This is a genomic window from Prochlorococcus marinus str. MIT 9201 (genome assembly GCF_000759955.1).
GTDB classification, from domain to species: Bacteria; Cyanobacteriota; Cyanobacteriia; order PCC-6307; family Cyanobiaceae; genus Prochlorococcus_A; species Prochlorococcus_A marinus_G.
In genome coordinates, this window is the sequence record NZ_JNAL01000009.1 from 1 (window position 1) to 24079 (window position 24079).

38 protein-coding genes and 2 tRNA genes are annotated in these 24079 nt (G+C 30.7%); 12 read left to right on the plus strand and 28 right to left on the minus strand.

Annotation, left to right across the window (positions count from 1 at the left end):
• From EU95_RS09615 to aroQ, 7 genes are all read right to left on the minus strand, one after another.
• Positions 1–131, minus strand: a 131-nt coding sequence (locus EU95_RS09615; protein ID WP_158462199.1) for a PII-interacting protein PipX family protein, incomplete at its 3' end; no start/stop codon positions are given.
• An 18-nt stretch (positions 132–149) separates the two neighbouring features.
• Entirely contained in the window at positions 150–1064 is a 915-nt protein-coding gene (locus tag EU95_RS05885) for an energy-coupling factor transporter transmembrane component T family protein (RefSeq protein WP_032521846.1), read from the minus strand.
• On the minus strand, positions 1061–2437 hold the full coding sequence (der, locus tag EU95_RS05880) for a ribosome biogenesis GTPase Der (protein WP_032521847.1): 1377 nt from the start codon (positions 2435–2437) through the stop codon (positions 1061–1063). Before der ends, EU95_RS05885 begins: the two co-directional genes overlap by 4 nt.
• Positions 2438–2511: 74 nt before the next feature.
• Entirely contained in the window at positions 2512–2997 is a 486-nt protein-coding gene (locus tag EU95_RS05875; protein ID WP_032521848.1) for a DUF1823 family protein, read from the minus strand.
• The gene (gene cobI, locus EU95_RS05870; protein WP_032521850.1) at positions 2997–3752 is read right to left on the minus strand and encodes a precorrin-2 C(20)-methyltransferase; all 756 of its coding nucleotides are present in this window, start codon (positions 3750–3752) and stop codon (positions 2997–2999) included. Before cobI ends, EU95_RS05875 begins: the two co-directional genes overlap by 1 nt.
• A gap of 16 nt (positions 3753–3768) precedes the next feature.
• Complete coding sequence (locus tag EU95_RS05865) at positions 3769–4377, minus strand: tRNA-(ms[2]io[6]A)-hydroxylase (protein WP_032521852.1); 609 nt, start codon at positions 4375–4377, stop codon at positions 3769–3771.
• The gene (aroQ, locus tag EU95_RS05860; protein WP_193742452.1) at positions 4378–4821 is read right to left on the minus strand and encodes a type II 3-dehydroquinate dehydratase; all 444 of its coding nucleotides are present in this window, start codon (positions 4819–4821) and stop codon (positions 4378–4380) included.
• Between the two features lie 99 nt (positions 4822–4920).
• Between aroQ and EU95_RS05855 the strand changes: the two genes are divergently transcribed.
• Both EU95_RS05855 and EU95_RS05850 read left to right on the plus strand, forming a co-directional pair.
• A tRNA-Tyr gene (locus EU95_RS05855) sits at positions 4921–5002 on the plus strand.
• Positions 5003–5012: 10 nt separating this feature from the next.
• Positions 5013–5084, plus strand: a tRNA-Thr gene (locus EU95_RS05850).
• A 71-nt stretch (positions 5085–5155) separates the two neighbouring features.
• On the opposite strand, the gene EU95_RS05845 is transcribed toward EU95_RS05850, so the two are convergent.
• Together EU95_RS05845 and EU95_RS05840 are read right to left on the minus strand one after the other, a co-directional pair.
• Positions 5156–5560 (minus strand): cupredoxin domain-containing protein, encoded by a 405-nt coding sequence (locus tag EU95_RS05845; protein ID WP_032521854.1) that lies wholly within the window; start codon positions 5558–5560, stop codon positions 5156–5158.
• A 120-nt stretch (positions 5561–5680) separates the two neighbouring features.
• On the minus strand, positions 5681–6535 hold the full coding sequence (locus EU95_RS05840) for a PD-(D/E)XK nuclease family protein (RefSeq protein WP_032521855.1): 855 nt from the start codon (positions 6533–6535) through the stop codon (positions 5681–5683).
• 181 nt (positions 6536–6716) lie between these two features.
• Here EU95_RS05840 and EU95_RS05835 point away from each other — a divergent pair, with 181 nt between their 5' ends.
• Positions 6717–7481 (plus strand): 3-oxoacyl-ACP reductase, encoded by a 765-nt coding sequence (locus EU95_RS05835; RefSeq protein WP_032521857.1) that lies wholly within the window; start codon positions 6717–6719, stop codon positions 7479–7481.
• Positions 7482–7608: 127 nt separating this feature from the next.
• On the opposite strand, the gene EU95_RS05830 is transcribed toward EU95_RS05835, so the two are convergent.
• The 3 genes from EU95_RS05830 to EU95_RS05820 form a co-directional block, all read right to left on the minus strand.
• A complete protein-coding gene (locus EU95_RS05830) occupies positions 7609–7797 on the minus strand; it encodes a hypothetical protein (RefSeq protein ID WP_032521859.1) in 189 nt (62 codons plus the stop codon).
• 200 nt (positions 7798–7997) lie between these two features.
• Entirely contained in the window at positions 7998–8204 is a 207-nt protein-coding gene (locus tag EU95_RS05825) for a hypothetical protein (protein WP_032521860.1), read from the minus strand.
• Positions 8205–8351: 147 nt separating this feature from the next.
• A complete protein-coding gene (locus tag EU95_RS05820) occupies positions 8352–9521 on the minus strand; it encodes a glycosyltransferase (protein WP_241466710.1) in 1170 nt (389 codons plus the stop codon).
• 263 nt (positions 9522–9784) lie between these two features.
• On the opposite strand from EU95_RS05820, the gene EU95_RS05815 reads away from it, so the two are divergent.
• The 3 genes from EU95_RS05815 (at position 9785) to EU95_RS05805 (ending at position 11480) form a co-directional block, all read left to right on the plus strand.
• Positions 9785–9982, plus strand: a complete 198-nt coding sequence (locus EU95_RS05815; protein WP_032521862.1) for a hypothetical protein — start codon at positions 9785–9787, stop codon at positions 9980–9982.
• A gap of 109 nt (positions 9983–10091) precedes the next feature.
• Positions 10092–10763 (plus strand): lipase family alpha/beta hydrolase, encoded by a 672-nt coding sequence (locus EU95_RS05810; RefSeq protein ID WP_275040492.1) that lies wholly within the window; start codon positions 10092–10094, stop codon positions 10761–10763.
• A gap of 90 nt (positions 10764–10853) precedes the next feature.
• Positions 10854–11480: a TVP38/TMEM64 family protein gene (locus tag EU95_RS05805; protein WP_032521864.1), complete on the plus strand. Its 627-nt coding sequence runs from the start codon at positions 10854–10856 to the stop codon at positions 11478–11480.
• Positions 11481–11518: 38 nt separating this feature from the next.
• Here the strand turns inward: EU95_RS05805 and EU95_RS05800 are convergent, their stop codons facing one another.
• From EU95_RS05800 to EU95_RS05775, 6 genes are read right to left on the minus strand one after another with little or no spacing between them, the layout of a single operon-like run.
• Positions 11519–11773 carry a hypothetical protein gene (locus EU95_RS05800; protein ID WP_032521865.1) on the minus strand — a complete coding sequence of 85 codons (255 nt, stop codon included), beginning with the start codon at positions 11771–11773 and terminating at the stop codon, positions 11519–11521.
• Between the two features lie 4 nt (positions 11774–11777).
• Complete coding sequence (locus tag EU95_RS05795; RefSeq protein WP_032521866.1) at positions 11778–11963, minus strand: hypothetical protein; 186 nt, start codon at positions 11961–11963, stop codon at positions 11778–11780.
• Between the two features lie 4 nt (positions 11964–11967).
• Positions 11968–12678: a helix-hairpin-helix domain-containing protein gene (locus EU95_RS05790; protein WP_032521867.1), complete on the minus strand. Its 711-nt coding sequence runs from the start codon at positions 12676–12678 to the stop codon at positions 11968–11970.
• A 45-nt stretch (positions 12679–12723) separates the two neighbouring features.
• Positions 12724–13911, minus strand: coding sequence for an FAD-dependent oxidoreductase (locus EU95_RS05785; protein ID WP_032521869.1), 1188 nt, complete (start codon positions 13909–13911; stop codon positions 12724–12726).
• A gap of 4 nt (positions 13912–13915) precedes the next feature.
• A complete protein-coding gene (locus EU95_RS05780) occupies positions 13916–14959 on the minus strand; it encodes a glutamate dehydrogenase (protein WP_032521870.1) in 1044 nt (347 codons plus the stop codon).
• Positions 14959–16011, minus strand: a complete 1053-nt coding sequence (locus tag EU95_RS05775) for an SAM-dependent methyltransferase (protein ID WP_032521871.1) — start codon at positions 16009–16011, stop codon at positions 14959–14961. The genes EU95_RS05780 and EU95_RS05775 overlap by 1 nt, the downstream gene beginning before the upstream one ends.
• A gap of 681 nt (positions 16012–16692) precedes the next feature.
• Here EU95_RS05775 and EU95_RS09830 point away from each other — a divergent pair.
• Positions 16693–16938: a hypothetical protein gene (locus tag EU95_RS09830; protein ID WP_193742453.1), complete on the plus strand. Its 246-nt coding sequence runs from the start codon at positions 16693–16695 to the stop codon at positions 16936–16938.
• 131 nt (positions 16939–17069) lie between these two features.
• On the opposite strand, the gene EU95_RS05765 is transcribed toward EU95_RS09830, so the two are convergent.
• The 5 genes from EU95_RS05765 to EU95_RS10250 form a co-directional block, all read right to left on the minus strand.
• Positions 17070–17492 (minus strand): hypothetical protein, encoded by a 423-nt coding sequence (locus tag EU95_RS05765; RefSeq protein WP_241466711.1) that lies wholly within the window; start codon positions 17490–17492, stop codon positions 17070–17072.
• 182 nt (positions 17493–17674) lie between these two features.
• Positions 17675–17833 (minus strand): hypothetical protein, encoded by a 159-nt coding sequence (locus EU95_RS09835; protein WP_193742455.1) that lies wholly within the window; start codon positions 17831–17833, stop codon positions 17675–17677.
• Between the two features lie 66 nt (positions 17834–17899).
• Positions 17900–18139, minus strand: coding sequence for a hypothetical protein (locus EU95_RS0108835; RefSeq protein WP_241466712.1), 240 nt, complete (start codon positions 18137–18139; stop codon positions 17900–17902).
• A gap of 205 nt (positions 18140–18344) precedes the next feature.
• A complete protein-coding gene (locus tag EU95_RS05760; protein WP_032521875.1) occupies positions 18345–18557 on the minus strand; it encodes a hypothetical protein in 213 nt (70 codons plus the stop codon).
• A gap of 82 nt (positions 18558–18639) precedes the next feature.
• The gene (locus EU95_RS10250) at positions 18640–18762 is read right to left on the minus strand and encodes a hypothetical protein (protein WP_275040488.1); all 123 of its coding nucleotides are present in this window, start codon (positions 18760–18762) and stop codon (positions 18640–18642) included.
• Positions 18763–18941: 179 nt separating this feature from the next.
• Here EU95_RS10250 and EU95_RS05755 point away from each other — a divergent pair, with 179 nt between their 5' ends.
• From EU95_RS05755 to EU95_RS09405, 4 genes are all read left to right on the plus strand, one after another.
• Complete coding sequence (locus EU95_RS05755) at positions 18942–19133, plus strand: hypothetical protein (RefSeq protein ID WP_032521877.1); 192 nt, start codon at positions 18942–18944, stop codon at positions 19131–19133.
• 226 nt (positions 19134–19359) lie between these two features.
• Complete coding sequence (locus tag EU95_RS10255) at positions 19360–19491, plus strand: hypothetical protein (RefSeq protein WP_275040490.1); 132 nt, start codon at positions 19360–19362, stop codon at positions 19489–19491.
• Positions 19492–19518: 27 nt separating this feature from the next.
• A complete protein-coding gene (locus EU95_RS05750; protein ID WP_032521878.1) occupies positions 19519–19704 on the plus strand; it encodes a hypothetical protein in 186 nt (61 codons plus the stop codon).
• A gap of 569 nt (positions 19705–20273) precedes the next feature.
• Entirely contained in the window at positions 20274–20456 is a 183-nt protein-coding gene (locus EU95_RS09405; protein ID WP_025952387.1) for a hypothetical protein, read from the plus strand.
• Positions 20457–20492: 36 nt separating this feature from the next.
• On the opposite strand, the gene EU95_RS05745 is transcribed toward EU95_RS09405, so the two are convergent.
• The 3 genes from EU95_RS05745 to EU95_RS09840 all read right to left on the minus strand — a co-directional run bounded on the left by EU95_RS05745 (position 20493) and on the right by EU95_RS09840 (position 21673).
• Complete coding sequence (locus EU95_RS05745; RefSeq protein WP_032521924.1) at positions 20493–20870, minus strand: hypothetical protein; 378 nt, start codon at positions 20868–20870, stop codon at positions 20493–20495.
• Between the two features lie 107 nt (positions 20871–20977).
• A complete protein-coding gene (locus EU95_RS05740) occupies positions 20978–21445 on the minus strand; it encodes a cupin domain-containing protein (protein ID WP_032521879.1) in 468 nt (155 codons plus the stop codon).
• Positions 21446–21529: 84 nt separating this feature from the next.
• Entirely contained in the window at positions 21530–21673 is a 144-nt protein-coding gene (locus EU95_RS09840) for a hypothetical protein (protein WP_193742456.1), read from the minus strand.
• A 182-nt stretch (positions 21674–21855) separates the two neighbouring features.
• On the opposite strand from EU95_RS09840, the gene EU95_RS09625 reads away from it, so the two are divergent.
• The gene (locus EU95_RS09625) at positions 21856–22041 is read left to right on the plus strand and encodes a hypothetical protein (protein ID WP_158462201.1); all 186 of its coding nucleotides are present in this window, start codon (positions 21856–21858) and stop codon (positions 22039–22041) included.
• An 18-nt stretch (positions 22042–22059) separates the two neighbouring features.
• Here the strand turns inward: EU95_RS09625 and thiD are convergent, their stop codons facing one another.
• On the minus strand, positions 22060–22839 hold the full coding sequence (gene thiD, locus EU95_RS05735) for a bifunctional hydroxymethylpyrimidine kinase/phosphomethylpyrimidine kinase (protein ID WP_032521880.1): 780 nt from the start codon (positions 22837–22839) through the stop codon (positions 22060–22062).
• 51 nt (positions 22840–22890) lie between these two features.
• Positions 22891–23514 (minus strand): TenA family protein, encoded by a 624-nt coding sequence (locus tag EU95_RS05730; RefSeq protein ID WP_032521881.1) that lies wholly within the window; start codon positions 23512–23514, stop codon positions 22891–22893.
• Between the last annotated feature and the right edge of the window lie 565 nt (positions 23515–24079).

Below are 24079 nucleotides of genomic sequence, written 5' to 3' on the forward strand. Positions count from 1 at the left end.
AGTCTAACTTCAACTAAAAAAAACATTTTTTGAGCATATAAAGTGGCATAAATATCCCTTCCATCATTACCTGGAGAGACTTGGTACAACATACCAAATGTTGGATGGTTTAAATAACGCTCAGAAGTCAAACTTAAATATTGTGTTATTTATAATGCACCATACAGTTTTCTAAGAAAAATTGCTATGCAAATAAAACAAATCGATAATGTATTAACAATTACATTGAGAGGTTTCGAAGAATTAAAAGTTCTAAATCTATTTGTTTTTATAATAATTTCTTTCTTTGAGAGCAATGATTCTGCTCCTTGATCAATTCTCAGAAATATATTTTGAAATAACCTTTCAACCAGAATTAAAAAGACATTGAAGGATTTCTTAAAGCCTAAATTGCGAAAATTTATTGATCTAACTGATACTGATTTAATCATATTCTGAAATTCTTCTTGTACTAAAGGAATAAAACGTAATGCAATTAATAACTGAAAAAGCCATTTACTAACAGGTAATCCAATCTTTCTTAATGGATACATAAACCAACTTAATCCCCATACAATATCCTCTTGTGATGTAGTTAATAGCATCAAATTTACACTATGTATAACAGTAAATATCAAGGTGGAGGTTTTTATTCCTAGTTCAAATGCTTTTCGTGATAAGTTGTAGGGACCAAAATTAATAAACAATATCTTCTGCGAAGGAATTTGCAAAATATTCCATTCTTTATGGCTTTCCATTACTACTTGCAACTCATTGGGATTTCTTAAGTAGCCATCAAGAGATTGAATATCAGACGAGGCAAGTATTGATATACATCCAATTAATAGTGACAAACATGAGAGAAAAAATAATGATCGCCACCATACCCTAGATGGCAATAAACTCAAAAAAGTAATTAATAGTAAACAAACTACTAGACTCGATCTCCATATTGGACCTGCCCAAATTGGAGTGATTAAAAATATCATTACTATAATTATTTTTAATCGACTATCTATAATTCTTAACCAACTTCTATTGCCATAAACGTATTGACCAATTGAAAATTTGGTGAGTAAATTCATATGTCTTTTTGAATTAACTCTATATTTTCCTTTTCTACTTCTTTATTTAAGGCTCTATGCTGTTTTCCTCTCCAAAGTAAAATGAGAGGTGTGCCTTCAAAGCCTAAATTGACTCTTATTTGTTTTTCAATATATCTTCTATAAGTTATTCCGAATAATTTAGGATCATTTACAAAAAGAGTAAAAGTGGGAGGTTTGTTCTTTACTTGAGTACCGTAATAAAGCCTACCTTGCTTACCGCTTCTTTTCGTTGGAGGACTTTTCCAACTAATTGATTCTTTAAGCACTTCATTAACAACAGATGTGGTAACTCTTCTTCTATGTTGATTTACAGCATTAAGCGCATGCTCAAAAATATTCTCAACTCTTTGACCAGTTAGAGCAGATATAAAAATCATTTTTGACCAGTGTAAAAAATAAAGTTTAGATCTAAGTTCTTTTTCTAATTGATAAATTGTTGAACTATTTTTTTCTACAAGATCCCATTTATTAACTACAATTATGCAAGCTCTGCCTTGTTCTTCTATGCGCCCAGCCAGCTTCTGGTCTTGATCAGTTACTCCATCTATAGCGTCTATAACTAAAACACAAACATCACTTCTATCTATAGATTTAAAAGCCCTATTAATTCCAAAGAATTCAGTACCGTATTTAACATTTTTCTTTCTTCTAATTCCTGCAGTATCAATAATTTTCCAATGATTATCACCTTTTTTAATAAGCGTGTCTATTGAATCAGTTGTCGTGCCACTAATATCACTAACTATTGCTCTTTTTTCTCCACAGATTGAATTTAACAAACTAGATTTACCAACATTAGGCCTTCCTATAATTGACATCATAATCTTTTCTTCATCATCTTGGATATTATTCTCAGGAAGTTCCCCAATAACGAGATCTAAAAGATCTCCAGTACCTGAACCATGAATAGCCGAAACAGGGTTAGGTTCGCCCAATCCTAATTTCCAGAACTCCGAAGCCAAAGAGATTCCAAGAGTGGTCGATTCGCATTTATTAACAGCAACAATGGTTTTGCAGCTTGAGTTTCTTAACCATTTTGCTATTGATAAATCGCCATCAGTAACGCCTTGATTACCATCTACTACCAGTAACGCTAGTGAAGCCTCTTCTAGGGCCAAGAAGACTTGTGTCCTTATCTCTGGGAGTAATTCACTATCATCATCAAAAACTAAACCTCCAGTATCAACTATTTGAAATTCCTTACCTCCCCATGAAGCATTTTGATAAGTTCTATCTCTTGTAACACCAGGTCTATCAAATACTATTGCATCATTACTTTGGCAAAGACGATTAACTAAGGTAGATTTCCCAACGTTAGGTCTTCCGATAATTGCTATTGTAGGAAGAATCAATTCTTCTCTCCAAAGAAAGTAGTATCCATTACAACTATACCTTTAATAGAATCATTTACCTTTTTCAAAAAATCTTATTTAATTTCTGGATCACCAAAATGTCCTTTAACTGGATTTACAGGTGGTGAACTAGGACTTGGCAACAGTCCTCTATCTTTTGAAAAACAATCATTTTCAATCGCCCAATAAATCAACCAATTTACTGCCGTTGCTCTTCTAGTTCTTCTTGGATAGAGTTCATTAATCTTATAACCTTTAAAATTAAGAAAATTTTTTAATCCTTGTTTATAGTATTTTGGTATTGATCGAGTCAAATGTACTGAGGCTGGTCGCTCTGAAATGATTTGAGGAGCTTTTTCAAATTTTTCTGACCAATAAGAAGGAGTTAATTCGCTAAAGGCCCATTCATTTATAGATAGTTCTTTAGTATAAAAAAGTCTCTCCCAAACCAATTCACAAACAAAAGTATCACTAACCCTATCTTCGAGAGCAAGAAATAATAGATCCTTACATATTGGCCATGTAAATTGATTTTCAACTAATTTTTCTTTTTTATACATTAATCGAACCTTATCAAAATTAAAGAAAAATAAGGCATTAATTCCTTTTTATATTGTGATGCATATTGAATAATTTGATCAGGCATCCCAACACTTAAAGCTATTAATGATGTATTGATGATATCCTCTTTTTTTAAAATTTCCCTGACTAAATTCCATCTTTTGCCAACTTTCATAATTGCCAATACCGTTTTATTTGCCTTACTTTCCCTAATTAGTGATGTTAATTCTGCTTTAGAAGAGGGGCATTCTTTGATGATCAATGTCTCTCCTTTTTTTACCAAATCAAAATCATTCAAAGCTGCAGCTGCTGAAATCGAAGAAATACCAGGTATGGTTTTGGTAATAATTTCAGAATGATGATTTTTTATTAACCTCAAAATATTAGAAGAACTTGCAAATAGTGAAGTATCTCCAAGGCAAAGTAAAACAACTGATTCTCCATTTTGTATAAATTTCACTATTTTTTCCACAGCATTAGACCATATTTCATCAGGATCAAAATCCTTCCTAGCCATTGGAAAGATGATAGGTATATTTTTTTTAAATTTGGTGTATTTCTTGACTATTTCTGCAGCAAAACTCTTTTTATTATCATCTGATATTGGAAAAACTATAACTTTCGCTTTTCTTATTGCATCCACAGCTGCAATTGTTAAAAGTGATGGATCACCAGGGCCTACACCAACGATGGTGAATGTTGGTAAATCAGTTTTATATCGATTAATTAAACTTACGAACCTGTTTCTTATCATTTTTATTTTATTAAATTTAGCTATGTACCCTCGGCATCATAAAAGTTTCAGCTAATATTGCTGATTCAATTTCAGACAATTCCTCTAACCTTTTGAAAGTTTGACTTTTAGAGAATTTAATTTGCGCTAGTTTCCAGTAAACTCCAAAATGTCTTGCCTCACTCTCAAGAAGAGACTCATAAAGAGATTTAAACGATTTTTCTTCAGAATTCAACGCAAGCAAGCTTAATCTTTCATGACTTCTTGCTTCAATAAGTCCTGCTATTAAGAAACTATCAAGCATTCTATTGGGCTCTTCCTTTCTTATATTCTTGGACAATTTAGCTCCATATGGAGGCGGTTTTAAGGACTCAAGAGAATGTCCAAGATCCTTTAAAAAATAAAGTATTTTTTCAAAATGCTCTAATTCCTCTCTTGCTATTGGACTTAGAACTTCTGCCAGATTCGGTTCTGAAGGATATCTAAACATTAATTGAATAGCTACTCCTGCTGCTTTCCTTTCACAATGAGCGTGGTCAATAAGAATATCTATTGGATTAGATAATGCAAGTTTGATCCACTCATCTGATGTTAATGAGGATAAATATTTAATATGTGAAGAAGGCCTTTTAAAATCGACTAGCATTTAATCTTTACTACTTAAATAGCCAATGATTCCTTCAAGAGCTAGGGAGTAACTTGAAATACCGAAGCCGCTAATTATTCCTATAGCTTTATCTGTAAGGAAAGATTCTTTACGAAAGTCTTCTCTACTAAAAATATTTGAAATATGTAACTCTACAAATGGAATTTTTGATCCAATTAAAGCATCACGAATAGAAATTGAGGTATGAGTAAATGCACCCGCGTTTATAAGAATTCCTTGGATCCTTTCAACAGAATCATGAATTTTATCAACTATTTCACCTTCATGATTGCTTTGAAAACATTCAAGAAGAATTTTTTTACTCTCTGCAGCTTTTGTTAAGTCTTGTTCGATATCAGTCAGTGTTTTATTTCCGTATATTTCTGGTTCTCTAGTGCCCAAAAGATTTAGATTGGGTCCATTTATCAATAAAATATTCATCATCAATAAAGTCTTTTCTTTACAAATGCTATCTAGAAAGAAACAAAAAAACCAAAACAATTTCACACAAAGTGTCCATTAACTGATAAGTTCAAATAGTGGGGGTCGGTGCCCGAGTGGTTAAAGGGGGCGGACTGTAAATCCGCTGGCTCTGCCTACGTTGGTTCAAATCCAACCCGGCCCACTTTTAAAATGCCCTTGTAGCTCAGCGGTAGAGCACTCCCTTGGTAAGGGAGAGGTCTCGGGTTCAAGTCCCGACGAGGGCACTCGCGGGATAGCTTGGTATCAGTGAGATTACCACTATCGCAGAAAGAAATTAAGTGGAAGTGGACATCATTTATTCAACAATAATTGTCCCACCCATTCCGAAAGATGCATGCGGAGAGCATACATAATAATATTTCCCTGATGAAACGCCCTTCGTATTCCATGATATTTTTCCATTTTGCGTTCCAGGAGTTCCAGAAATTATCCCTGTGGTGACCTGATCACCTCCTCCACGAGAAAATTTAGTCTTTATATAGAACGGATGACGCGATGCATCAACATCAAAAATAATTGTATCTCCTTTATTCACTGTAACTGTAGGATCTTCTCCTCTTACAGATCCATTTCTATCAGTTCCACTTAGGATATAGTTGCGATAACTCTCTGCTGATACGTCTATTTTAAATACTTCTGAATCTGCAATGGCTGGTCCTGAGAAACCAAAAAATAAAGTTAAGAATAAAAGAGATCTCATGAATTTAAATAATTGGTAATTGAATTTTAAGAAAAAAAGAAGCTAATTGGCCCTTATTGTAGATCGACTGTGAATCAATAAAAACATCCCTTATAAATAATGGTATTTGTAAAAAATGGACTAAAAAAGATTGCCCTGGATCTCTGTATTATCAACTTTTACAGGATTACAGACCAACTTTGCATATTGCTCGGAATAAGCACAATTTTTACAGGATAGATTTGGTTCCGGGATCTGGTCCTTATTCATCAAAGAAACCATTGAATCTATTTCTTCTTCAATCCAATCAATATTCCAATCGTAAGGAACTAAATATTCGTCAAAATTCATTCTTTTATTAAATTCTTCATCATCTCTTTTTGCATTACAAACTAAAAAATAAGATGTTTTATGAACATCAAATCCCATCCCTTTAAGAAGATATGCATAGAAATCCATCTGGATTTTATATCCTTCATGATATGGATCATCAAGATAATCTTGTTTATCTACTCTTCCAAGTTTTGCCTGAGATTTGTAATCAACAACTATTAATTGCTTAGTAATCTTATGCTGCCAAATATCATCAACTCCTCCAGTCAAGATTATGTTTGTATGCTTATGGCGAAGCATCAATCCTTTGTGGAGTGAATTACGCCAATCATCTATCTCAGGATGATCGAAAGGAACTAGATGACTTAAATCATTGTCGATAAATAATCTATGTGGAATTTGTCTTTCTCGGCAATAATCAAATTCTTTTTTTAACAGCAAATCAGTAGTTTCATTTAAAGTCCATCCAGGTGTTCCTGGTGGGTCTAAACCTTTTACTCTATCCAGGTAAAAACATCTTTTACAGGTTAAAAAATTGGAAAACCTGCCTCTACTTATTTTAAAATCATCTTTCTGATTAGGAGAGTAAGACGAAGATGCTCTCGCTTTTAATCCAGTTGCTTTTACAGGTTCCTTTTTACTATTTCTCTTAAGATCTATCATGACTTTTTAATTCAAAAAGAATCTTTCTTATCCATAGATTATCTAGATAATGAATTATTATCAAAATTTAAAAAGTGAGTATAAATAAAAGTGAGATGTAAAAAATTTTATATTTAATATCTGTATTTTCCTCTAGAATCAAATATTAATTAAAAGCAGTTTAGAAACTGTCCAAAACATTATGAACTTACCAATAGAAAAACAGACCGTTTTAATAACAGGTGCAGGGAGAGGATTAGGTTCCGAAATAGCAAAATCGTTTCATAGAGAGGGCGCGAAAGTAATAATCAACTATAGAAATTCATATGAAAGCGCTAAAAATTTATCTGACGCATTAGGAGAAAATGCAATTTTGATAAAAGGAGATATTAGAGAAAAAAATCAAGTTTCTAAAATGCAAAAGGAATTAGAAAGTCAAAATATTGGAGTAGATACAATTATCCATAATGCAATAAATGACTTTATTTTTAATGGTGATCAAAGAAAAAAAATAGACACTATAGAGTGGCAAGATTTTCAAAACCAAATTGAAACTACTCAAAAAGGACTTCTAAATTTGCTGAATATTTTTACCCCAAATATGAAAAATAATTCTTTTGGAAGAGTGATAACTATAGGGACTAATTTATTTCAAAATCCAGTAATTCCCTACCATGATTACACTGCAGCCAAAGGAGGATTATTATCACTTACAAGAACTGCAGCGATAGATCTAGGGCAATTTAATATCACAGTAAATATGGTTTCAGGAGGCTTATTAAAGGTCACTGATGCTAGCAAAGGTACTCCAGATAGTGTTTTTGAATATATTTCCAGTATTACACCCTTAAGAAAAGTTACCACTACAGAAGACTTTTCGGATGCTGTATTATTTTTTGCTTCCCCTTGGTCGAGGGCAGTCACTGGTCAAAATTTAGTAGTTGATGGTGGTTTAGTTTTAAACTAATTAACTTTAATAAAAGTTATTTTTTTCTAAATTATTTTTTCTTTTTAAGAGAATAATTAATTGATAATTCTAAAGTTTTAATTAATTGAGATTTAGTATTTTTCATAATTTGATTTCTAAATATTAATTATCTTTTATCAATTAGATAAAGAGCATTACTTTCAAAAATCCCCTCAGTTATCCATTCTCTATACTCCTCAATTAATGCTAATTTGTTTTTTAAATTTTCTTCTTCCCCAAGAAATTTTTGTCTATAAATCATTGAATCTAATATATATTTACACATTGATAAGGCGTTATTATTGTGCTTATTCATATTCGCTCATAAATGAAAAATATTTAAAATCTTAAATTAATTCAAACTTTATTGATGTAACAAAATATCCTTATTAAGATAAAAATTTACTCCTTTAAAAAGAATCTTTCTTATCCAAAGATTATTTAGATTAAGAACTATTATCAAAATTTCAAAAGCAAGTATAAACAAAAGTGAGCTGAACGTGGACTAGTTCTGAATTAATTACCTTGAAAAGCTGGAGTTAAAATACCTCCACCAAAATCATCATCATCATCGTTACTATCGTCTGAAAAAATTAATTGCCCAACTTGTAATCCAAAATATAAGCAGAAAATCCATATAAAAACATCTCCACCCGAAAGTCCCATAATCCAACTTAGGACTAATCCAATTAGTAAACCAATTCCAACTAAAGTAATTTCCAATGTCTTATAAGTTTTAGATAACTTAATAAATAAAAATTAAAAAAGAGGTGTCAAAGATATCAAAATCCTGTGATATTTAGATATTGACTTTTGGGCGGTTTTATAATTTTATTTCTCTTTTTAAAAGCAATTAATTTAAAAAAGTAATTAACCTTTAGATAAATTTCTTCCCTTCCAGGTCCAACCAACTCCAGTATATGTTTTATAAATCGAAAGCAGACTTATATAAAATACAATTATCCCTCCTATGCCATTTAAATACCAATAATTTAATGGGATTTCATATTTCGCTTTTAACCAAATTCTTTTAAAAAGATAAGTGCATAAAGCCAGAGAAGAAAATAAAGTTGTGCATAAAATTTTTAAAGAATAATTATTAAATAAAATAATTGAAGAGGTAAAAAATAATACCCAAGGAAGACTAAAATTTAAAAATACAAATATTGATCCTGAAATTGATCTGAAGAGATCTTTCTCTAAACCTACAAACCAGTTTTTACTCCATCCCTCAATTAGGGAATTTAAATCCTGATACATATTTAATGAAATATCTTTAATAGCTATTAAAAAATTTAATTTTAAATTTCTATTTTTGATCTTTTTGGCCAGAGCTATATCTTCAACTACTTCATCAAAAGTCCCTTCATGTCCGCCAATCAATTCATAGGATTCTTTCTTAAAAAGCATAAAAGGGCCAGCTGCAAATGATGTATTATTTCTACTATCGTTTGTATCAGAGATGGGGAAACCTATCATTAATAAGCTAGTCATAATAGGCTGTACCATCCACTCTGCCAAGCAATTGCAATTAACTTTTGGAGCTAGAGATAATAAATCAATATTATCTTCGCATGCTTTAAATAGAGCATTATAAATACAATTTTTTCCTAAAATTACATCTGCATCAATAAAAAGTATCCATTCAGAATTTATCTTCTTAGAACCTACAGAACAAGGCCAATTTTTACCAACCCAATTTTTATCTTCAGGTCTTTTTCCTGATGAAATGATTTCCAATTCTTTTGAATTTTTAAATATTTCTTCTTTTAAGTTTTTTGCTTTTAAAAAGGTTTTGTCAGTACTTAAATCATCTACTACCAATATTTTAAAATTGATACTGGGTCTTTTAATTTCACTTAATGATTTTAAGCACTTGGCAATATTTAATTCCTCATTATAAACAGGGATAATTATTGTAAGACTCGTATCTATAGGTTTTTCAGAATTAATATTTTGAAGAAAAGGAGCATTACTAAAGCTGTATTTCTCAATAATGAAGGTGCCTAAAGCTGATATAAAAGTAAAAATTGAAAGCAATAGTAAAAAGAACATATTTCTACATCATATTTCTGAGTTAATATAAATCAAATTTTAATTATTTACTTTTTATTTTTTAAAGGATCAAATCTAATATCAAAAGAAACTACAATTCCAATACTTATAAGCAATAAACCAATAGCTATTTGAGGAGTGGGTAAAATCATAAAAAAAAATATTTACATCACCCTATCTAAAAAATTTGGGGATTGATGCAAGATTGCATATTATTAACTTTATAAAAAACTTGAAAAAAATCTAAAATGGCAAACTCTCAAAATGATATTGATATTTATTACGCGGTAGGAAATGCCAATACTAAAAGACAAGAAAATGAAATAGCTGCAATAATGAAAATAAGAAATGAAGCAGGCTGGAAATTAATTTCAACCAGTACAGCAGTTGTAGATACTAAGAATCAATTTTCAAATCTTTATCTTTTTTGGGAAAAGGATATCTAGCTTTTTTATATTCAAAAAATGTTTCAATCTAAATATTTTTCTGCTAATCATTTAAGCGAGAGTATATTTTTTATAGATAATAATTAAAAAAATTAATAATCCAATAATTATTCTTGGTGGTTTTCTCATTACCAAAGAAGCTTATGATGAAGCTAAAAACATAATTGAAAATGTTTTCAAAAGAAAAGTATATGTGGTAGATGTTACTAGAAAAGATTGGTTCAAAAGCAATTCTGAAAAAGGCTGGGTAGATATTCTAAATAAAGTTAGAGATACAGTTAATTTTGCACTAAAAGAAAATAAATCTAGAAAAATAGATTTTATTGGTCATAGTTCCGGTGGCGTAATGTTGAGACTTTATCTATCTGAGGAACCTTTTAATAATGAGATATTTAATGGTAAATCTCATACCAAAAATTTAATTACATTAGGTAGCCCGCATCAGGCAGTAAAAGCGACTGCATTAAGAAAATTTGTAGATGAAAAATACCCAGGCAATTTTTTTAAAAATATAAATTACGTTACTGTTGGAGGTGAAGTTGAAATTAAATCTAAACAAACATCTCTAATAACTAAAATTATTGCGAAAGGATCATATAAATCAATTTCTGGAGATAAAAATTCTATTGGCGACGGTTTAGTACCTTTATCATCATCTCTTTTAAAAGGATCCCAGAAAATAATTCTTCCTGAAACAGTACATGGGGGTATTTTTGGAAAAAACTGGTATTGCACGTCTTCAAAAGTAAGACAATGGTGGAAACAAGTACATTGGAAATAGAGCTATTTTACTTTTTGTATTAACTTTTGATTTCTTCTTCAACTAAAAACATTTATTGTAAATATATTATTCAGATATAGATTGATTTTTGTGGTTGAAGCTTTATCAGGAAACTGGGGAATTTTATTAATTTTACTTTTAAGATTTACGAGTATCGTTATTCCTATCTTACCGGGAACTTATTGTTTATTAATTTCTGGATATCTTTTTGGATTAGTAAATGGATTACTTCTAAGTTTTATTGCAGATTTAGTGGCATGCTCAATTAGTTTTTCTTTATCAAGAAAATTTGGGAGGAAAATACTTCAACGAATTATGTCTAAAAAATATTTAGATAAATTTGAAAATCTATCCAAAAAATATCTTGAGAAAAACTTATTTCTTCTAACTGGTTTTTTAATGACGGGTTGGTTTGATTTTGTAAGTTATGGAGTTGGGCTTACTAAATTAAGGTTTAGAAAATTTCTTTTAGCTTTAATTGTTAGTGCTCTTCTTTCAGATTTACCATTTGTTGCCACTGGAAATGGATTTAGAGAATTACAAAACCAGAATTTCAATATAAAAAAAATTTTAGATGGAGAAGTCCCATCACTTCAACGAGAATATTTAATTGTATTTATCGTAAGCGTGATATTAATATTCGGTTTGGGAATTATAAGAAATCTAATTGAAAGGAAGTATCTTAAATCAACAAATGAAGCTGGGAATTTTGATTAACCATAGCACTCATATTATATAAACTACTGTAAAACACTTTATTTACCCTTTGATAAAAAGTAATTTAAAAAAATACCTCCTGCAACTAATAAACCTCCAACTGCGATAAAAATAATTAAATCTAAAATTGATTTATCAGTATTTACTTTTAAGAAAGTTAAGGCAAAGGCTACTGAAGGAAATAATAATATTATTTTAGGAATTATTGATTCATACCATTTTTTTAAAACAGTATCTTCTTCTTCGTTTAATTTTTGATAAATCTTTTCAAGCTTATCTTTTTGTTCTTCCATAAATTTAATTTTTCTGATCTTTAAATGATTGTATGAATTCTAGCTTTCTTGCAAGTCTATGAAGACCTACCCAAGTTGCTGTTTTTCTTTGAGCAGAAATTATTACTTTTTGTTTATTTTTTGGCGTTAAGTCGTATGTTTTGAGAAGTTTTCCCAGAGATTTTGAATTAGCAGAGTTGCATGTATTCATTATTTTAATTTTTAATTTTTGAAATCAAACTTTTTCCAAGCCCCTTAATCTCTATTAATTCACTATAAGGTGCATTAAGAACTTGTTCTTTAGTAAGATATCCAGATTCCCATAATATTAAAGCAGTATTTTTAGTAACTCCATTTAGTTCGCACAAAATATTTCTAAAGAAAGAATCAGGAAATCTTTTCTCTAAAACCAACTTTTTATAAATGTCTTTATAAGCTTCTGATTTAATACTTAGTTCATCATTTATCATAAATAATTTTTTTTCTATAGAAATATTGGATTCAACAATTGTTCTAAAATCAACTAAAAAGCTTTTAAAATCATCTTCTAATTTTGATTTGGGTGGAATTCTTCCAATATCAGAAGGTCTTGCATAAATCATATTTTGAGAAATATTTGCCAATTCTTCAAATTCCTCTTCATGTCCATGCCTCCTTATCCAATATCCAAAATTTCCAGAGGGATCTCCATCTTTTCCAAGGTTATTTGGTTCACCTATTAATTCTGGTTTTACTGATGTATCTTTCGTAATAAAACCATCTTTTTCTATACAAATTCTTGGAGTTGTCAATGATAAATTACAAGTATATTCCCAACCTGTTGTCACAGAATCGGCCCAGAGATCATTGGAATTTTCAAGAGGATCTTCAGAAATAACTTCTTCTCTTTTGTTCCAATTTTTGAAAAAATGATCAAATAAATTCATTGCACTTTCCAAGAAAATAATGTGATTAATTACACAAAAGGGTCATTATTTTGTAGTAAGAAATCTATCAAATTCCCAGCAGCTTATATCAAAACTACAATTTTTATTTAATGCTTTTTCCGCAAGACATTTACCAATTAATGGTGCAAATTTAAATGACTGGCCAGATCCACCTGAAAAAACAGTGATATTTGATTTAGGTTTATCGAGAATAAAATTAACATCATTTGTCATTGTATATGGACTGACAAAAGTTTCATCACAACTTATTACACCATCAAAATTATTAATCATAAAATCATCAAGCATTTTTATTAGAGGTTCCATAAAAGGTTTTTTCATAGCATCCTCATCACCACCAATTAATTCTGGAGGTGTCCAATCAATTCCAACTTTTATTCTGGGAACATTATTTTTATTTCTACTTAAGACGGGGAAACCATAATACAAACCACCATCATCTCCTCTTGATTTCTGGAAGCAGAACCATTGCGGATAACTATTTATGAAATCCTCATCAACTAGATAATGAGCCCAGAGCATCGGCCAAATTTTTAAATCTTGTATTAAACCTATTGGTTCCAATAATTCATTAGTCCACATTCCAGATGCAACTATTAATTGATCAAAATTTACAGATTGATTTCCTATTATTTCAAGAGAATTATTTTTGTCGTCTATTCTTTTAATTCTGCAACCTTCGTAAATCTGATTACCATTATTTCTTATGATTTGAATCCAATTTTCAATCGCTTTATCACTTAATATTGCTCCTGCACTTGGTTCAAAAAGTCCTACAAAATGGTCTTTGGGTTTTATAGGAAATCTTTCAGAAATCTTTTCAGATGTTAAAAACTCATAAGGTATATTTTGCTCATCCATAACTTTCTGAGCACCAGGTATGGAACCTTCTATGGTTTCTTCGTCCCAGGATTCACCATAAAACAATAATCCATGTTCTTTTCTGAGAGGATATTTTGATACTAATTCCTGCCCAGCCCATAATTTATTTGACTCTTTAGCAAGTTTGCATAACACAGGATCAGAATACATTTCTCTATACATTCTGGACTCTCCAAAACTACTACCATCGCAATGAGCAAGTTTTTCAGATTCAAAAACAGCTACATTTTTTACTCCCATTTGACTTAGTGATGCTGCTGCACTTAGGCCTGCCATACCTCCGCCGATAATGGCCACATCAAGATGTTCAGGGATATTAATATTATTCATTAATTTAAAATGACTCTCCTATGATATCCTGCTTTTCATTTTTTATTAATTCTAAAATTTCCTGAGAAGCTAATCCACTCTGCTCAAGAGCTAGGTAAGAAATACATTTTTTCTTTACTTCATTCTTTACAAAATCATATACCTTTTGAGGTGATGTTTTAGACCATTTAACCGGCGCATATCTTTCAATTGAATCAGCTATTACTGCTCCTGCATTAACAAGAGGATCAGGAAGTATAAAAACATTTGAATCTCTCAACTTTTGAGCAATCTTATCATTTTCAAAAGGAGCATTTGCAGCTGAAATAATAGCTTTAGAATTTAAAAGAAACTGAGAAATATTTTTATTTATTAATCCCGAGATTGAGCAGGGGAGAATCACATCAAAATTCTTCCTGTACCAATTTTCGTCATTTCCAAGGGAAATAGCACCCTCAATATCAGTTTTTTCTAAATCAATATCAACAACATAAGTTTTTATATCTCTTTTAATTAATTCATAAGCGACTGTACTGCCAACCGAACCGCATCCATGAACCAGAACACCATTTGAAAGATCGCACTGGATACATTTTTCAAAAGCTTCAAAGGCACCTATAACTCCCATCGCAGTGGCAGTACTTGCATCAACATTACTATTAACAGCTGCAAGGACATGAGGAGTCAATTTATATAATTTTTCCATATCATTCACATTAGTATTCAAGTCACATCCGGTTATCATTCTTCCTTCAAGATTTTCTAGAAGTTCAGATGTTACTGAGATAAGTTTTTCTTTCACTGATAAAATATCTGAAGATCTAGCAACAACTTTCCCACCAGAAAAACCAGTGGAATATAGATCATGTTTACTCTTCATAAGATTCGCAAGTTTGAACCCATCCTGAAGACATTCCATATCAGTTTCATAATTAAGAAGCCTTAAACCTCCATTGGCAGGGTGATCGTCAGGTTTATTTTCAGCAACTATGAAAACTGATAATTCATCACTTATGTATTCAGCAAGGACACCTACCTCACTTTTTAATTGAGTCTGTAAATTAACCATTAAACTTTCTCCATCATCAGGTGATGCTCCACGTAATCAAGACTCCAACTTTCAGGATCAGATTTTATTCGGCTAGTTAATCGATCAAAAAGTATATCAACGGGATTTACATTTCTTGAGTTATTCTCATCCAAAGCAGCCGCGAAACTGTGTTTGCTCCAACTACGAATGGTCTCCATCAAGCCAATGGAGAATTCCTCAGTATTTTGAGTTTTCCTCCACTTTCCCTTGTAAGGACAATCCACATAAACTGTTCTTTCCTTTAAAAGTCTCAATCCATTTTTATAAGCGGCAGAATCTTCATTAGTTAAAGGTGATGTAAATTCTTCAGGAGACTTATAGAAATTCTGAATTGTGCCATTTTTATATTCAATTTCGGTAATAAGATTTTCATCGCACAATTCCTTCCAGATTGAATGAATCTGATCATGAACATTTAAAGTTTTTCCTCCATTATTTCCGAGATATCTATCTTCGTAGTCTCTGGATAAATTTACAGTAAGTAATTTACCTCCGACTTTAAGCTCTCTGCTCCTCATTTCAAGAATCTGATTCCAGTCGAACAATGCCTGTTCAAGAAAATCGTTTCTTGCTCTGTTGTTGTCTGAAGCAAGTACATGGGTATGATCATCAAGAGTTTCCACCTTCTTGTTAAGCCAGTGCATAGCCGTGGCAGAGAAACCGAAATCAATGAAACCATTAGGGACAAGCTGATCATAAAAACTACCGGCACACATAAGGGTAGAGACTGATTCTTGACCGGAAGAATGGAGTGAAAGATTGTTTATAAGAGCCTCATTATCATTTGAATAAAGATCATTTCCGATGAGCGAGATCTGTGTTGTTGTTGTTCTTTCTTGAATATCCTTTATTATCTTTCCCCAGAATTCAGAAGCGGTTCCCCCATCGGCCGCGCCATAATCCATGAGGAATAAATTATCTTCAATCTTTAAATCTGCGATGCATTCACCTGCCCAGTCACTTGCAAGATCAATACAAAGCTTAGCCCCAGCGGTCTGCTCGCTGTAGCCCTTCGTCATTGCTATTACCATCAAATATTAAGAAATTATTAAGACCAGTTAATACTACACAGATATTTTTATTTCCGCGGACGATCCCTAAAATGAGGTTTTAAAAAGCACAATTTTTTAGATCATTGTTACCTGAAAAACTTTATCCATATTCAATAAAAAAATGGACTTTGTGCAATAAACATCACTCCCTAGAAATAATTTGACAGTCACTTTAATTACATTTAGCTTTATTCTGCACACTTCAGAATTCTTGTGCTGCAGGCAATCCTATCCATTCCAACCCTGCCCACTTTAAAGATTGCCCTTTTAGCTCAGCAGTAGAGCACTCCCTTTTCGTTCTTAGTTCTTAAAAAATCAAAATAAATTCATTTCTCTATTCAATTAATTAAATTTCAAGCATTAAAATAAGGTATAAGATTATTTTTAAATATATTTACTGAAAGGACAAATAAGGAAAAAATGGTTAGCTGGACAATAAGCCAAGCTAACATTTTATAGTTCGGATTTTTTGTGAAAAGTGAGATGTTTTTTGTGATAAGAGAATTCAAGTGAACCCTCTCCTTATTGTTGACTACATTGATCAAATCTTTTTTCTCATTTTTATTTTTATCTTTCAAATCTTGATCCATAAATGTGTCAATTAGTTTTTTTGATTTGTTTATCTCAGGTTTTTTAATTTGTAGTTTCTTTACTAAAAGGATGTTTCCATATATCCAAAATGAAAAACCTATGACTAGCGGAAATAATGATTTGAAATTTATCAAAATTTATTCCCTTAAGCTTATCCCAAGCCTTAGTGCTAATGTTCCTGCGAAGATTACAATCAGTAATCCCAAAGCAATCAGAATTATTTCTTTGGATGATTCCATTTTTAATTTTCTCTTTGAAAATATTGTTTTTTCCCAATTAACAGGTAAACAAGAGCTTCAAACATCTTTTATTTAAAATTTTAAAATAACTAATAAGATTTATTTTCAAGATAGGAAGAAAATATGAACTTCTAAAAGATAAATATTATATCCTTCAAAGTAATCAATGAATTTGTTTGAATAAAAAATTCCAAAAGTTGAGAAAAGCTAAACTTTATTTATTCTTCCTCCATAACACCCATTCCCAATTCTGAAAAAACCAGAGGCAGCCTTCAGTAAATCTACGTTATTAGTAATTCTTGATAATTTTGAGGATAAACCTGAAAATAAAACCATGTTCACTTCATGTGATTTAATTTTTGTTTGATATGGGTGCCATATTTTCCCATCTTTAAGAAGTATCGCTTCACCATTTAATTTGGTTACTCCGTTTTCAAAGCTCCAGCTTGTAGGTTTATCTTTAATTGGTCTATGGGTATAAAAATTACCCTTAAGATTGCTCTTTGACGAGATTGATCCTTTTAATCCATTTGATCTTCGTTCTTTTAAAATTATCGAAATACTTGGCACTTCTTCTGAAATTAAAAAGCATTGTATAGGGTGGCTTATCTCAGCTAAAAAGGGATACAAAATTATGATGAAATTATAGAATTTTATTTTAAAACAATTTTCAAAAACAAAAGAGTCCTGTTTTTAAAAGTTTTGACTGGGATTAAGACGGCATAGATTCATTTAGTAATGCCAAACCAACCGAAATAATCCTCCGCCATAAATAATTCCTATAGAAACTATTACTGGAATAAATAAGGATTTTATTTGACTAGAAATCTACCCATATCATTCATAAAAAACCAATTTGCAATTGAAAGATTTAAGAGTACTGTAAGAAAAATGGAGATTATTAAAAACTTTTTTCCCACGCCTGATTGATTAGCATCTTTTCCCACAACTGAAATTGATTCAAGTTTCATAAATGAGATGATTTGATTGCTTCTATTTTAGATCTTTTATCAATTTTCAAAATTTGATATCTGCGTTTATGCCTCTATATCTTTTTCAGGATTTTCTATATATTTAGTCATATCGATCTGCCATTGCCTTATTTTATCGATATTAAATAAAACATTGCTTCTGGGTTTACCAGTAACGTATATCCAATGCTTACCAGCTTCTAATACCTTTGTGCTCTTTAATTCCCAAAGTGATGATGATGAGATTCCTAGTAACTTTGATGCTTCTGAACTTTTTAAATATCTATCCATAAAAAAAAGGATCATTACTTTCCTCTTAACTCAAATAGATTATCAATCAAGCCAATTGTATATCTCGATTTTGGAGTATGTAGTAAAGAAATAGCTATAGAGTTTCTGATGATACGAACTTAATCAAAGAAAAAAAACATTAAACAAGAGTAGATTTAACTGATCATGTTTTGGATTTTAAAAAAGTCTTATTTTTTCAGTTGATCTATTGTCTCAGAATTTAACAGCATGAACAATCACTTTCAGATTCAGGATGAGAAGATTCCAGGGCATCTGCGATATCTCTAAGCATATCCGCCACATACCCTGGAGGACATTGAAACTTAGCTATATATTCGACACTTTTCTTAGCCATTTCTGTATATGCGGGAAGGATCAAATCAACAATCTGATTCTGAGTCGGTTTCCATTTCGCTTCGCAACTTTCAGTCATTTCTAAACTTAGAATTTCTACAATATATTTTGAACTTCAGCTGATATCAAGATCAAAAGATACAGATTTATAAGAACAAGATTTAAGTGGACTTAGGGTAAGTTCCAGCATTCCCTAGCAATAATTTGACAGCAACATATGGACCGTCTAAATTTATTCTGCACACTGCAGAATTACTGTGCTTCAGGCAATCCTTCTGGTCCACCCCGGCCCACTTTTAAATTGCCCTTGTAGCTCAGAGCTAGAGCACTCCCTTGGTAAGGAAGAGGTCTCCGGTTCAAGTCCCGAAGAAGGCACTTGAGCAATTGAAAAATAAAGCTTAGATCTCATAGGTCAGCATTTTATCTAAAATTCAGATATATTTTATAAATCTTTGATTCAGTAATGCCTCTATCTTCATATCGGATGCACAGAATATATATGGCCGCAACCATGAATTATGGTCTTGGTTCTGATGATCCAGAAGAGTCAGATTACTACAAAAAAATCAGAAAAGAGATATATGATATGAAAAAAGAACCAATTAGAAAAGGGATAATTCTTAATTGGAATACCTCGAAAGGAATGGATAAATGAATTTAAATGCTTTTTTATTAATTGATGGAAGTCTTATGCTGATCGTTTTGCCTTTGCTGATGATTCTGAAAGGGAAAAAATAATTAAAATTTGAAAGGATTTTAACCATATTCAAGTTAAATCGTTGATCCTTTATCCGTATATGAGAGTACTTCAACCCGTACATATTTATTGGTCGGATAGCTTGTCTACCTAGTTAGAACATAATTGTAATCGTCAAGAGTAAATGTCTACCAAATCCACACTAAAAGAAGAACACAAATTTGATGAACGATCAGAAGAAGAGCTTTTTGAGGAAGAAATCAGGAATCAGCAAACATTGGACAGTCTTGTTGCATCTGATAAAAATTGGAGCTAATCAAATCTTATTTATTAGTAGATAGTTATGAACTTAAAAAAATCACCGTTTTCAATTTTGAACAAAAAGAGAAAAGAAATTGACTATATCAAAGGAATTTACAAAAGAAAAATACAATCTGAAATTGAATCTTACAAAGATCCCGAAGATGAAGAGATAAGAGATACCTTCCGAGCTCAAGATGTATTGATGCTTGATAGGATTTCAATTTAGTTGATCTTTCTTTTTTTCTTCTTTTTATCTTTCTTTTTCTATACCTTCTCATAAAACTAATCAACTTTTTATTCAATACTGTCCAGCTTATTTGAGCGTTATTTTATATCTTCTACTTTTTCTTCACGAGTTTAATCTCCTTGGCGGGGCCCTAGAACTGCCCAGTAATATCTGACACTTTAAAAAACTTGGGAATCACATATCCCATATTTTTAAGATGAAATAAAGCGGCGGAACCGACTTCATATGCCTCTCCCAAATAGATCTTATCCGACCCGCATGCAGTGATAAAAAAAAAAAAGACAGCTAGGTTAATTAGCTTCTTTCAGTACCAAAATTTCTTCTAAAAGAGCTATGTACTGATACATCTTCCCATCCTTGATTGTGAAGTAGGGATGGATAGAAACCATGGTTTTAGGTAGAAACATGAATTTATAAATATTTCTCCTATCTTTTTTGCAACAAATTTTTATGAACAAGATAAGAATATGGATTATCAATAAATTAAGAATTTAAATTTTGGTATCACATGTACCGTTTATATCTTTTTTGGCAGCTATTAATTGGATATGAGTTATTTTGCTGAACCTAACCATATTGAATATGATGCATGGTTCGATGAAAATATCGACCCATTAGATCTTGTGAATTACTCAGATGAAAAGGAGTTCAGTGATTCGGTACACTTTAAGTTCCACAAGATGTCCACAAGAAATTTAACAATTGGTTCTTCTGATAATTTTCACTGGTAAGTAAAAGATTTTTCACTATATAAATATTTATGAATCTTACGCAGAATATGTTCCATCACTCTCTCTTCTTGCCTGAGCCAATACAATTTCATCTAAAACTTTTTTAATGATGTAAGAACTTTTTTTACCAAAGCATTTTTCTTTTTTAATACTCTCAAAATCATTTGGGATTAAATCATTATGTTCACAACAATCGCATTTAATATCAATTTTCTTACCTCTGAAAACCTCCAAAGCTCTAGAAAAAATCCATTGCTGAACTGAAATACTTTCCCAACTATCAAAATTCGACCATTCATCAAAATTCCTATTTAGGATGACTTTTAATCCATCAACCTGATTTACATATACTAGGTATGAATTTTTTCTTGATTCATCTTTAATTCCAATAGTTCTGATAGATTCATGATTCATCTTTAATTCCAATAGTTCTGATAGATTCTCGATTAATTCCACATAGATTGATTAAGTAGACCTATAAATCTAAAGGGAAATTTCTAAAAATATAAACGAAAAATATCTTACATAAGATCATTAATTGCTTTATCTAATCTAGAAATATGATTTGTATTTCTTAGCAATTCAAAATCCTTAAAATCAAATCCAGGACCAACACAACAACTCACCAAAGAAAATTCTCCTTTACTTTTTGCTGCTTGCCAGTAACCAGATGGAATCATTTCTACTGGATTATTAGAATCTAAAATTAAATTTCTTATTAACTTATTATCATTATCAAGGCACCATAAATTCAGGGGATCACCTCTTAGATAAATCCAAATTTCATCTGCATTTTTTACTCTATGCCAGGCACTTTTTGCATCTCTCTCCAAAAGATAATAAATTCCCGTAATAAAGTTTCTAATTTGGCCGTCTTCCCTTATTAGAGAATTTTTACTCCTTACTATCTCTCTAAACCATCCACCTTCAGGATGAGGAGATAAATTAAATTGATTAATTATTTCTACTTTTTTTTGGGTAGGCTTCATTACACAAAAATATCTTTAAAAATTCATCTTTCAAGGAATAGAAACCTGAAATTAAATCAAAATGAAATTTAGTCTCCTAAAAACTTAAGCACAAATAACTGACAAATCTACAAAATTTTTATTTTCATCTGCCAGTTCAGTAATGATTCTATTTAGCCATTCAGAGGTCGTTTCACAATAACCTACATTTAAAATTGTTTTTTGATTTGCTGTTTCTTCTTTCTTCATAGTTAGGGTATTTTTATTTAAATTAATCTCTAATTAGATCTATGTGAATAAGTCTTAATTACTATCTATTCCAAAAAGTTGTATTTTATACATATTTAAAAACTGCTAGTAAAAAAATAAAATTAAATCATTGACAAGAAAATCTATAAGAGTAAGAGTAGAAAAAATTTATTATTTAACCTATGAATAACATCAAGATTGAGGAATTGATGAAAGTAAGGTTCGACGGTATAGCGAATAGAATTGGGCAATTAAGCAAAAGGGAAAGTGAATCTTTATTGCTTGAGCATCTTGAGTGGTTGGAAGGGGGATGGGAGTCAGAAGAAATCTTATTTTTAAAAAAGCCCTACAGAAAATGGTGGTTCTAACTCAACTTCTATGAATAATTAATGATGGCCTAAGGGACCAGGTCCAGATCCTATTTTATAAGAATTTTCTAAAGATTTCTCAACAAACAATTTTGCTTTTTGTATAGAATCAAGTAGATCCAAACCTAAAGCTTTGTAACCACAAATAGCAGCACTCAAAGTACAGCCGCTACCATGAGTATTTTGTGTATTAATAAAATTATTAAAGAGCCACTCTTTTCTACCATTTGAGTCAAGAAAAAAATCCTTCCCTTTCATATCTTTCAAACCGCCACCTTTTATAAGTACCGCTTTAGATCCAAGACCAATAATATTTCTAGCAGAATTTTCGATATCTTCTTCACTAATTATTTCTAAACCAGAAAGTAGATTTGCTTCATAAATATTTGGAGTTACCAAATCCGCAATTGGTAATAAGAGCTTTTTATAAGCATTAATCGCAGAATCTTCCAGCAATTTAGAACCAGTTCTTGTAACCATTACTGGGTCAATAATTTTGGTAATTTTATAGTTATTTAATTTTGAAGCAGTATCATTAATTATTCTTTCATTTAATAACATTCCAGTTTTTAAGGCATCAATACCAAAATCAGCAAACAAAGTATCTAGCTGACTTAATAAAGTATTCTTCTCGACTGGTTCTACGCATGAAACCTCCCTACTATTTTGTGCAGTAATACATGTAATAACAGAACATCCATGTACTTTAAGGGCCATAAAAGTTCTCAAGTCAGCCTGAATACCTGCTCCACCGCCGGAGTCACTACCGCCTATTGAAAGTGCAATTTTAGAGTACATGGTTTAACAAACTAGACATTATAAGTATCATAAAAGTATTCTAAATTTAAATTAGAAATCTGAATATGCATTAAAAAAATTTAACTCTAATTCCATTGCTCTTTTGTATAAATATTTTGCTTGATTAATATCATAAGTTTCTTTATTGGTCTCTATGAGATTTTCGAGTGAATTTGCTAAATTTTCAAAGTTCTCATCAGAGTAAGTAATTATCCATTCTTTATATGTAATGTCAAAATCATCCTTATACAAACTTTTTCCTATCCAAGAATAAAGTCGCATACATGGAGTCATTGCAAACATTATTTCAACAGAGCTAAGTCTCTGGGAAGTATCATCAAGGAAATCTGTATAATTTTTAGTAGCTTTTTTTATATAGTTATTAGATAAATCAATATCCCATTCTTTAGCATAAGCTTCATGAAGTATTAATTCTTCTGAAACTCCCATTAAAAGTTCACTCAACTTCCTTATTGAATACTTATCTTTTGATTTAGACACTGCAAGACCATATGCCTTAGCAAAAGTCTCTAGAAAGAAATAATCCTGAGCTATATATTCTTGAAATATATTTTTAGGGAGACTTCCATTCTTTAAACCTTGAACAAATTTTGTGTTTAAACTTTGTAAAGCAATATCATAATTATCCTGCCAAAGTTTTTTTGTAATTGACATAAATACTTGTTGAAAAGTTAAAATTTTTTTCTTCCTTAAATTTTAATATCTAAGAGATTATTTTTAAATTACTCAATTTAAAAGTGTTTCATAAAATTTTCGATTACGTTTTGTTAAAAGATATCTCTTTAATAATAGAAAATTTTATCTGGTATCAATCCTTAAAACTTGAAAATAGAAATTTATTAAATTCCAATATTAAATAGCATTATTTTTTTATCCATTTTATTTTAATCCTGATAATTTTTTGGAGTCATTGAATAAAACTTTTTTTAAACCTAAAAAATATAAACAAATCCCTACAAAACTTAAAATAAAATCAACATAAAGATATTGAGTCATAGTAATTTAATCTTTATTTATTTATAGCTGATTAGGAAAACTCTAGATGTGATTAATTAAACCCAAAAGCAAAAAATAATTATCAATAACAGAGTAAATTTGCACATATATATGGATTATTTTGAATACTTTTAAATATCAAATATCTCAAAATCAATGCATTAGTTTTATAAATATGCATTGAGTAAATTTTTCTTAAAAAATTTATATTATTTTATACATC

Bases quoted from the DNA above. Each gene is read 5' to 3' on its own strand.
- EU95_RS05885 (WP_032521846.1), bottom strand. From the start codon at position 1,064: ATGAATTTACTCACCAAATTTTCAATTGGTCAATACGTTTATGGCAAT.
- EU95_RS05875 (WP_032521848.1), bottom strand. From the start codon at position 2,997: ATGTATAAAAAAGAAAAATTAGTTGAAAATCAATTTACATGGCCAATA.
- cobI (WP_032521850.1), bottom strand. From the start codon at position 3,752: ATGATAAGAAACAGGTTCGTAAGTTTAATTAATCGATATAAAACTGAT.
- EU95_RS05865 (WP_032521852.1), bottom strand. From the start codon at position 4,377: ATGCTAGTCGATTTTAAAAGGCCTTCTTCACATATTAAATATTTATCC.
- aroQ (WP_193742452.1), bottom strand. From the start codon at position 4,821: ATGATGAATATTTTATTGATAAATGGACCCAATCTAAATCTTTTGGGC.
- EU95_RS05845 (WP_032521854.1), bottom strand. From the start codon at position 5,560: ATGAGATCTCTTTTATTCTTAACTTTATTTTTTGGTTTCTCAGGACCA.
- EU95_RS05840 (WP_032521855.1), bottom strand. From the start codon at position 6,535: ATGATAGATCTTAAGAGAAATAGTAAAAAGGAACCTGTAAAAGCAACT.
- EU95_RS05835 (WP_032521857.1), top strand. From the start codon at position 6,717: ATGAACTTACCAATAGAAAAACAGACCGTTTTAATAACAGGTGCAGGG.
- EU95_RS05830 (WP_032521859.1), bottom strand. From the start codon at position 7,797: ATGAATAAGCACAATAATAACGCCTTATCAATGTGTAAATATATATTA.
- EU95_RS05815 (WP_032521862.1), top strand. From the start codon at position 9,785: ATGGCAAACTCTCAAAATGATATTGATATTTATTACGCGGTAGGAAAT.
- EU95_RS05800 (WP_032521865.1), bottom strand. From the start codon at position 11,773: ATGGAAGAACAAAAAGATAAGCTTGAAAAGATTTATCAAAAATTAAAC.
- EU95_RS05795 (WP_032521866.1), bottom strand. From the start codon at position 11,963: ATGAATACATGCAACTCTGCTAATTCAAAATCTCTGGGAAAACTTCTC.
- EU95_RS05790 (WP_032521867.1), bottom strand. From the start codon at position 12,678: ATGAATTTATTTGATCATTTTTTCAAAAATTGGAACAAAAGAGAAGAA.
- EU95_RS05785 (WP_032521869.1), bottom strand. From the start codon at position 13,911: ATGAATAATATTAATATCCCTGAACATCTTGATGTGGCCATTATCGGC.
- EU95_RS05780 (WP_032521870.1), bottom strand. From the start codon at position 14,959: ATGGTTAATTTACAGACTCAATTAAAAAGTGAGGTAGGTGTCCTTGCT.
- EU95_RS05775 (WP_032521871.1), bottom strand. From the start codon at position 16,011: ATGGTAATAGCAATGACGAAGGGCTACAGCGAGCAGACCGCTGGGGCT.
- EU95_RS09830 (WP_193742453.1), top strand. From the start codon at position 16,693: ATGTTTCCATATATCCAAAATGAAAAACCTATGACTAGCGGAAATAAT.
- EU95_RS09835 (WP_193742455.1), bottom strand. From the start codon at position 17,833: ATGAAACTTGAATCAATTTCAGTTGTGGGAAAAGATGCTAATCAATCA.
- EU95_RS0108835 (WP_241466712.1), bottom strand. From the start codon at position 18,139: ATGATCCTTTTTTTTATGGATAGATATTTAAAAAGTTCAGAAGCATCA.
- EU95_RS05760 (WP_032521875.1), bottom strand. From the start codon at position 18,557: ATGACTGAAAGTTGCGAAGCGAAATGGAAACCGACTCAGAATCAGATT.
- EU95_RS05755 (WP_032521877.1), top strand. From the start codon at position 18,942: ATGCCTCTATCTTCATATCGGATGCACAGAATATATATGGCCGCAACC.
- EU95_RS10255 (WP_275040490.1), top strand. From the start codon at position 19,360: ATGTCTACCAAATCCACACTAAAAGAAGAACACAAATTTGATGAACGA.
- EU95_RS05750 (WP_032521878.1), top strand. From the start codon at position 19,519: ATGAACTTAAAAAAATCACCGTTTTCAATTTTGAACAAAAAGAGAAAA.
- EU95_RS09405 (WP_025952387.1), top strand. From the start codon at position 20,274: ATGAGTTATTTTGCTGAACCTAACCATATTGAATATGATGCATGGTTC.
- EU95_RS05745 (WP_032521924.1), bottom strand. From the start codon at position 20,870: ATGAATCATGAATCTATCAGAACTATTGGAATTAAAGATGAATCAAGA.
- EU95_RS05740 (WP_032521879.1), bottom strand. From the start codon at position 21,445: ATGAAGCCTACCCAAAAAAAAGTAGAAATAATTAATCAATTTAATTTA.
- EU95_RS09840 (WP_193742456.1), bottom strand. From the start codon at position 21,673: ATGAAGAAAGAAGAAACAGCAAATCAAAAAACAATTTTAAATGTAGGT.
- EU95_RS09625 (WP_158462201.1), top strand. From the start codon at position 21,856: ATGAATAACATCAAGATTGAGGAATTGATGAAAGTAAGGTTCGACGGT.
- thiD (WP_032521880.1), bottom strand. From the start codon at position 22,839: ATGTACTCTAAAATTGCACTTTCAATAGGCGGTAGTGACTCCGGCGGT.
- EU95_RS05730 (WP_032521881.1), bottom strand. From the start codon at position 23,514: ATGTCAATTACAAAAAAACTTTGGCAGGATAATTATGATATTGCTTTA.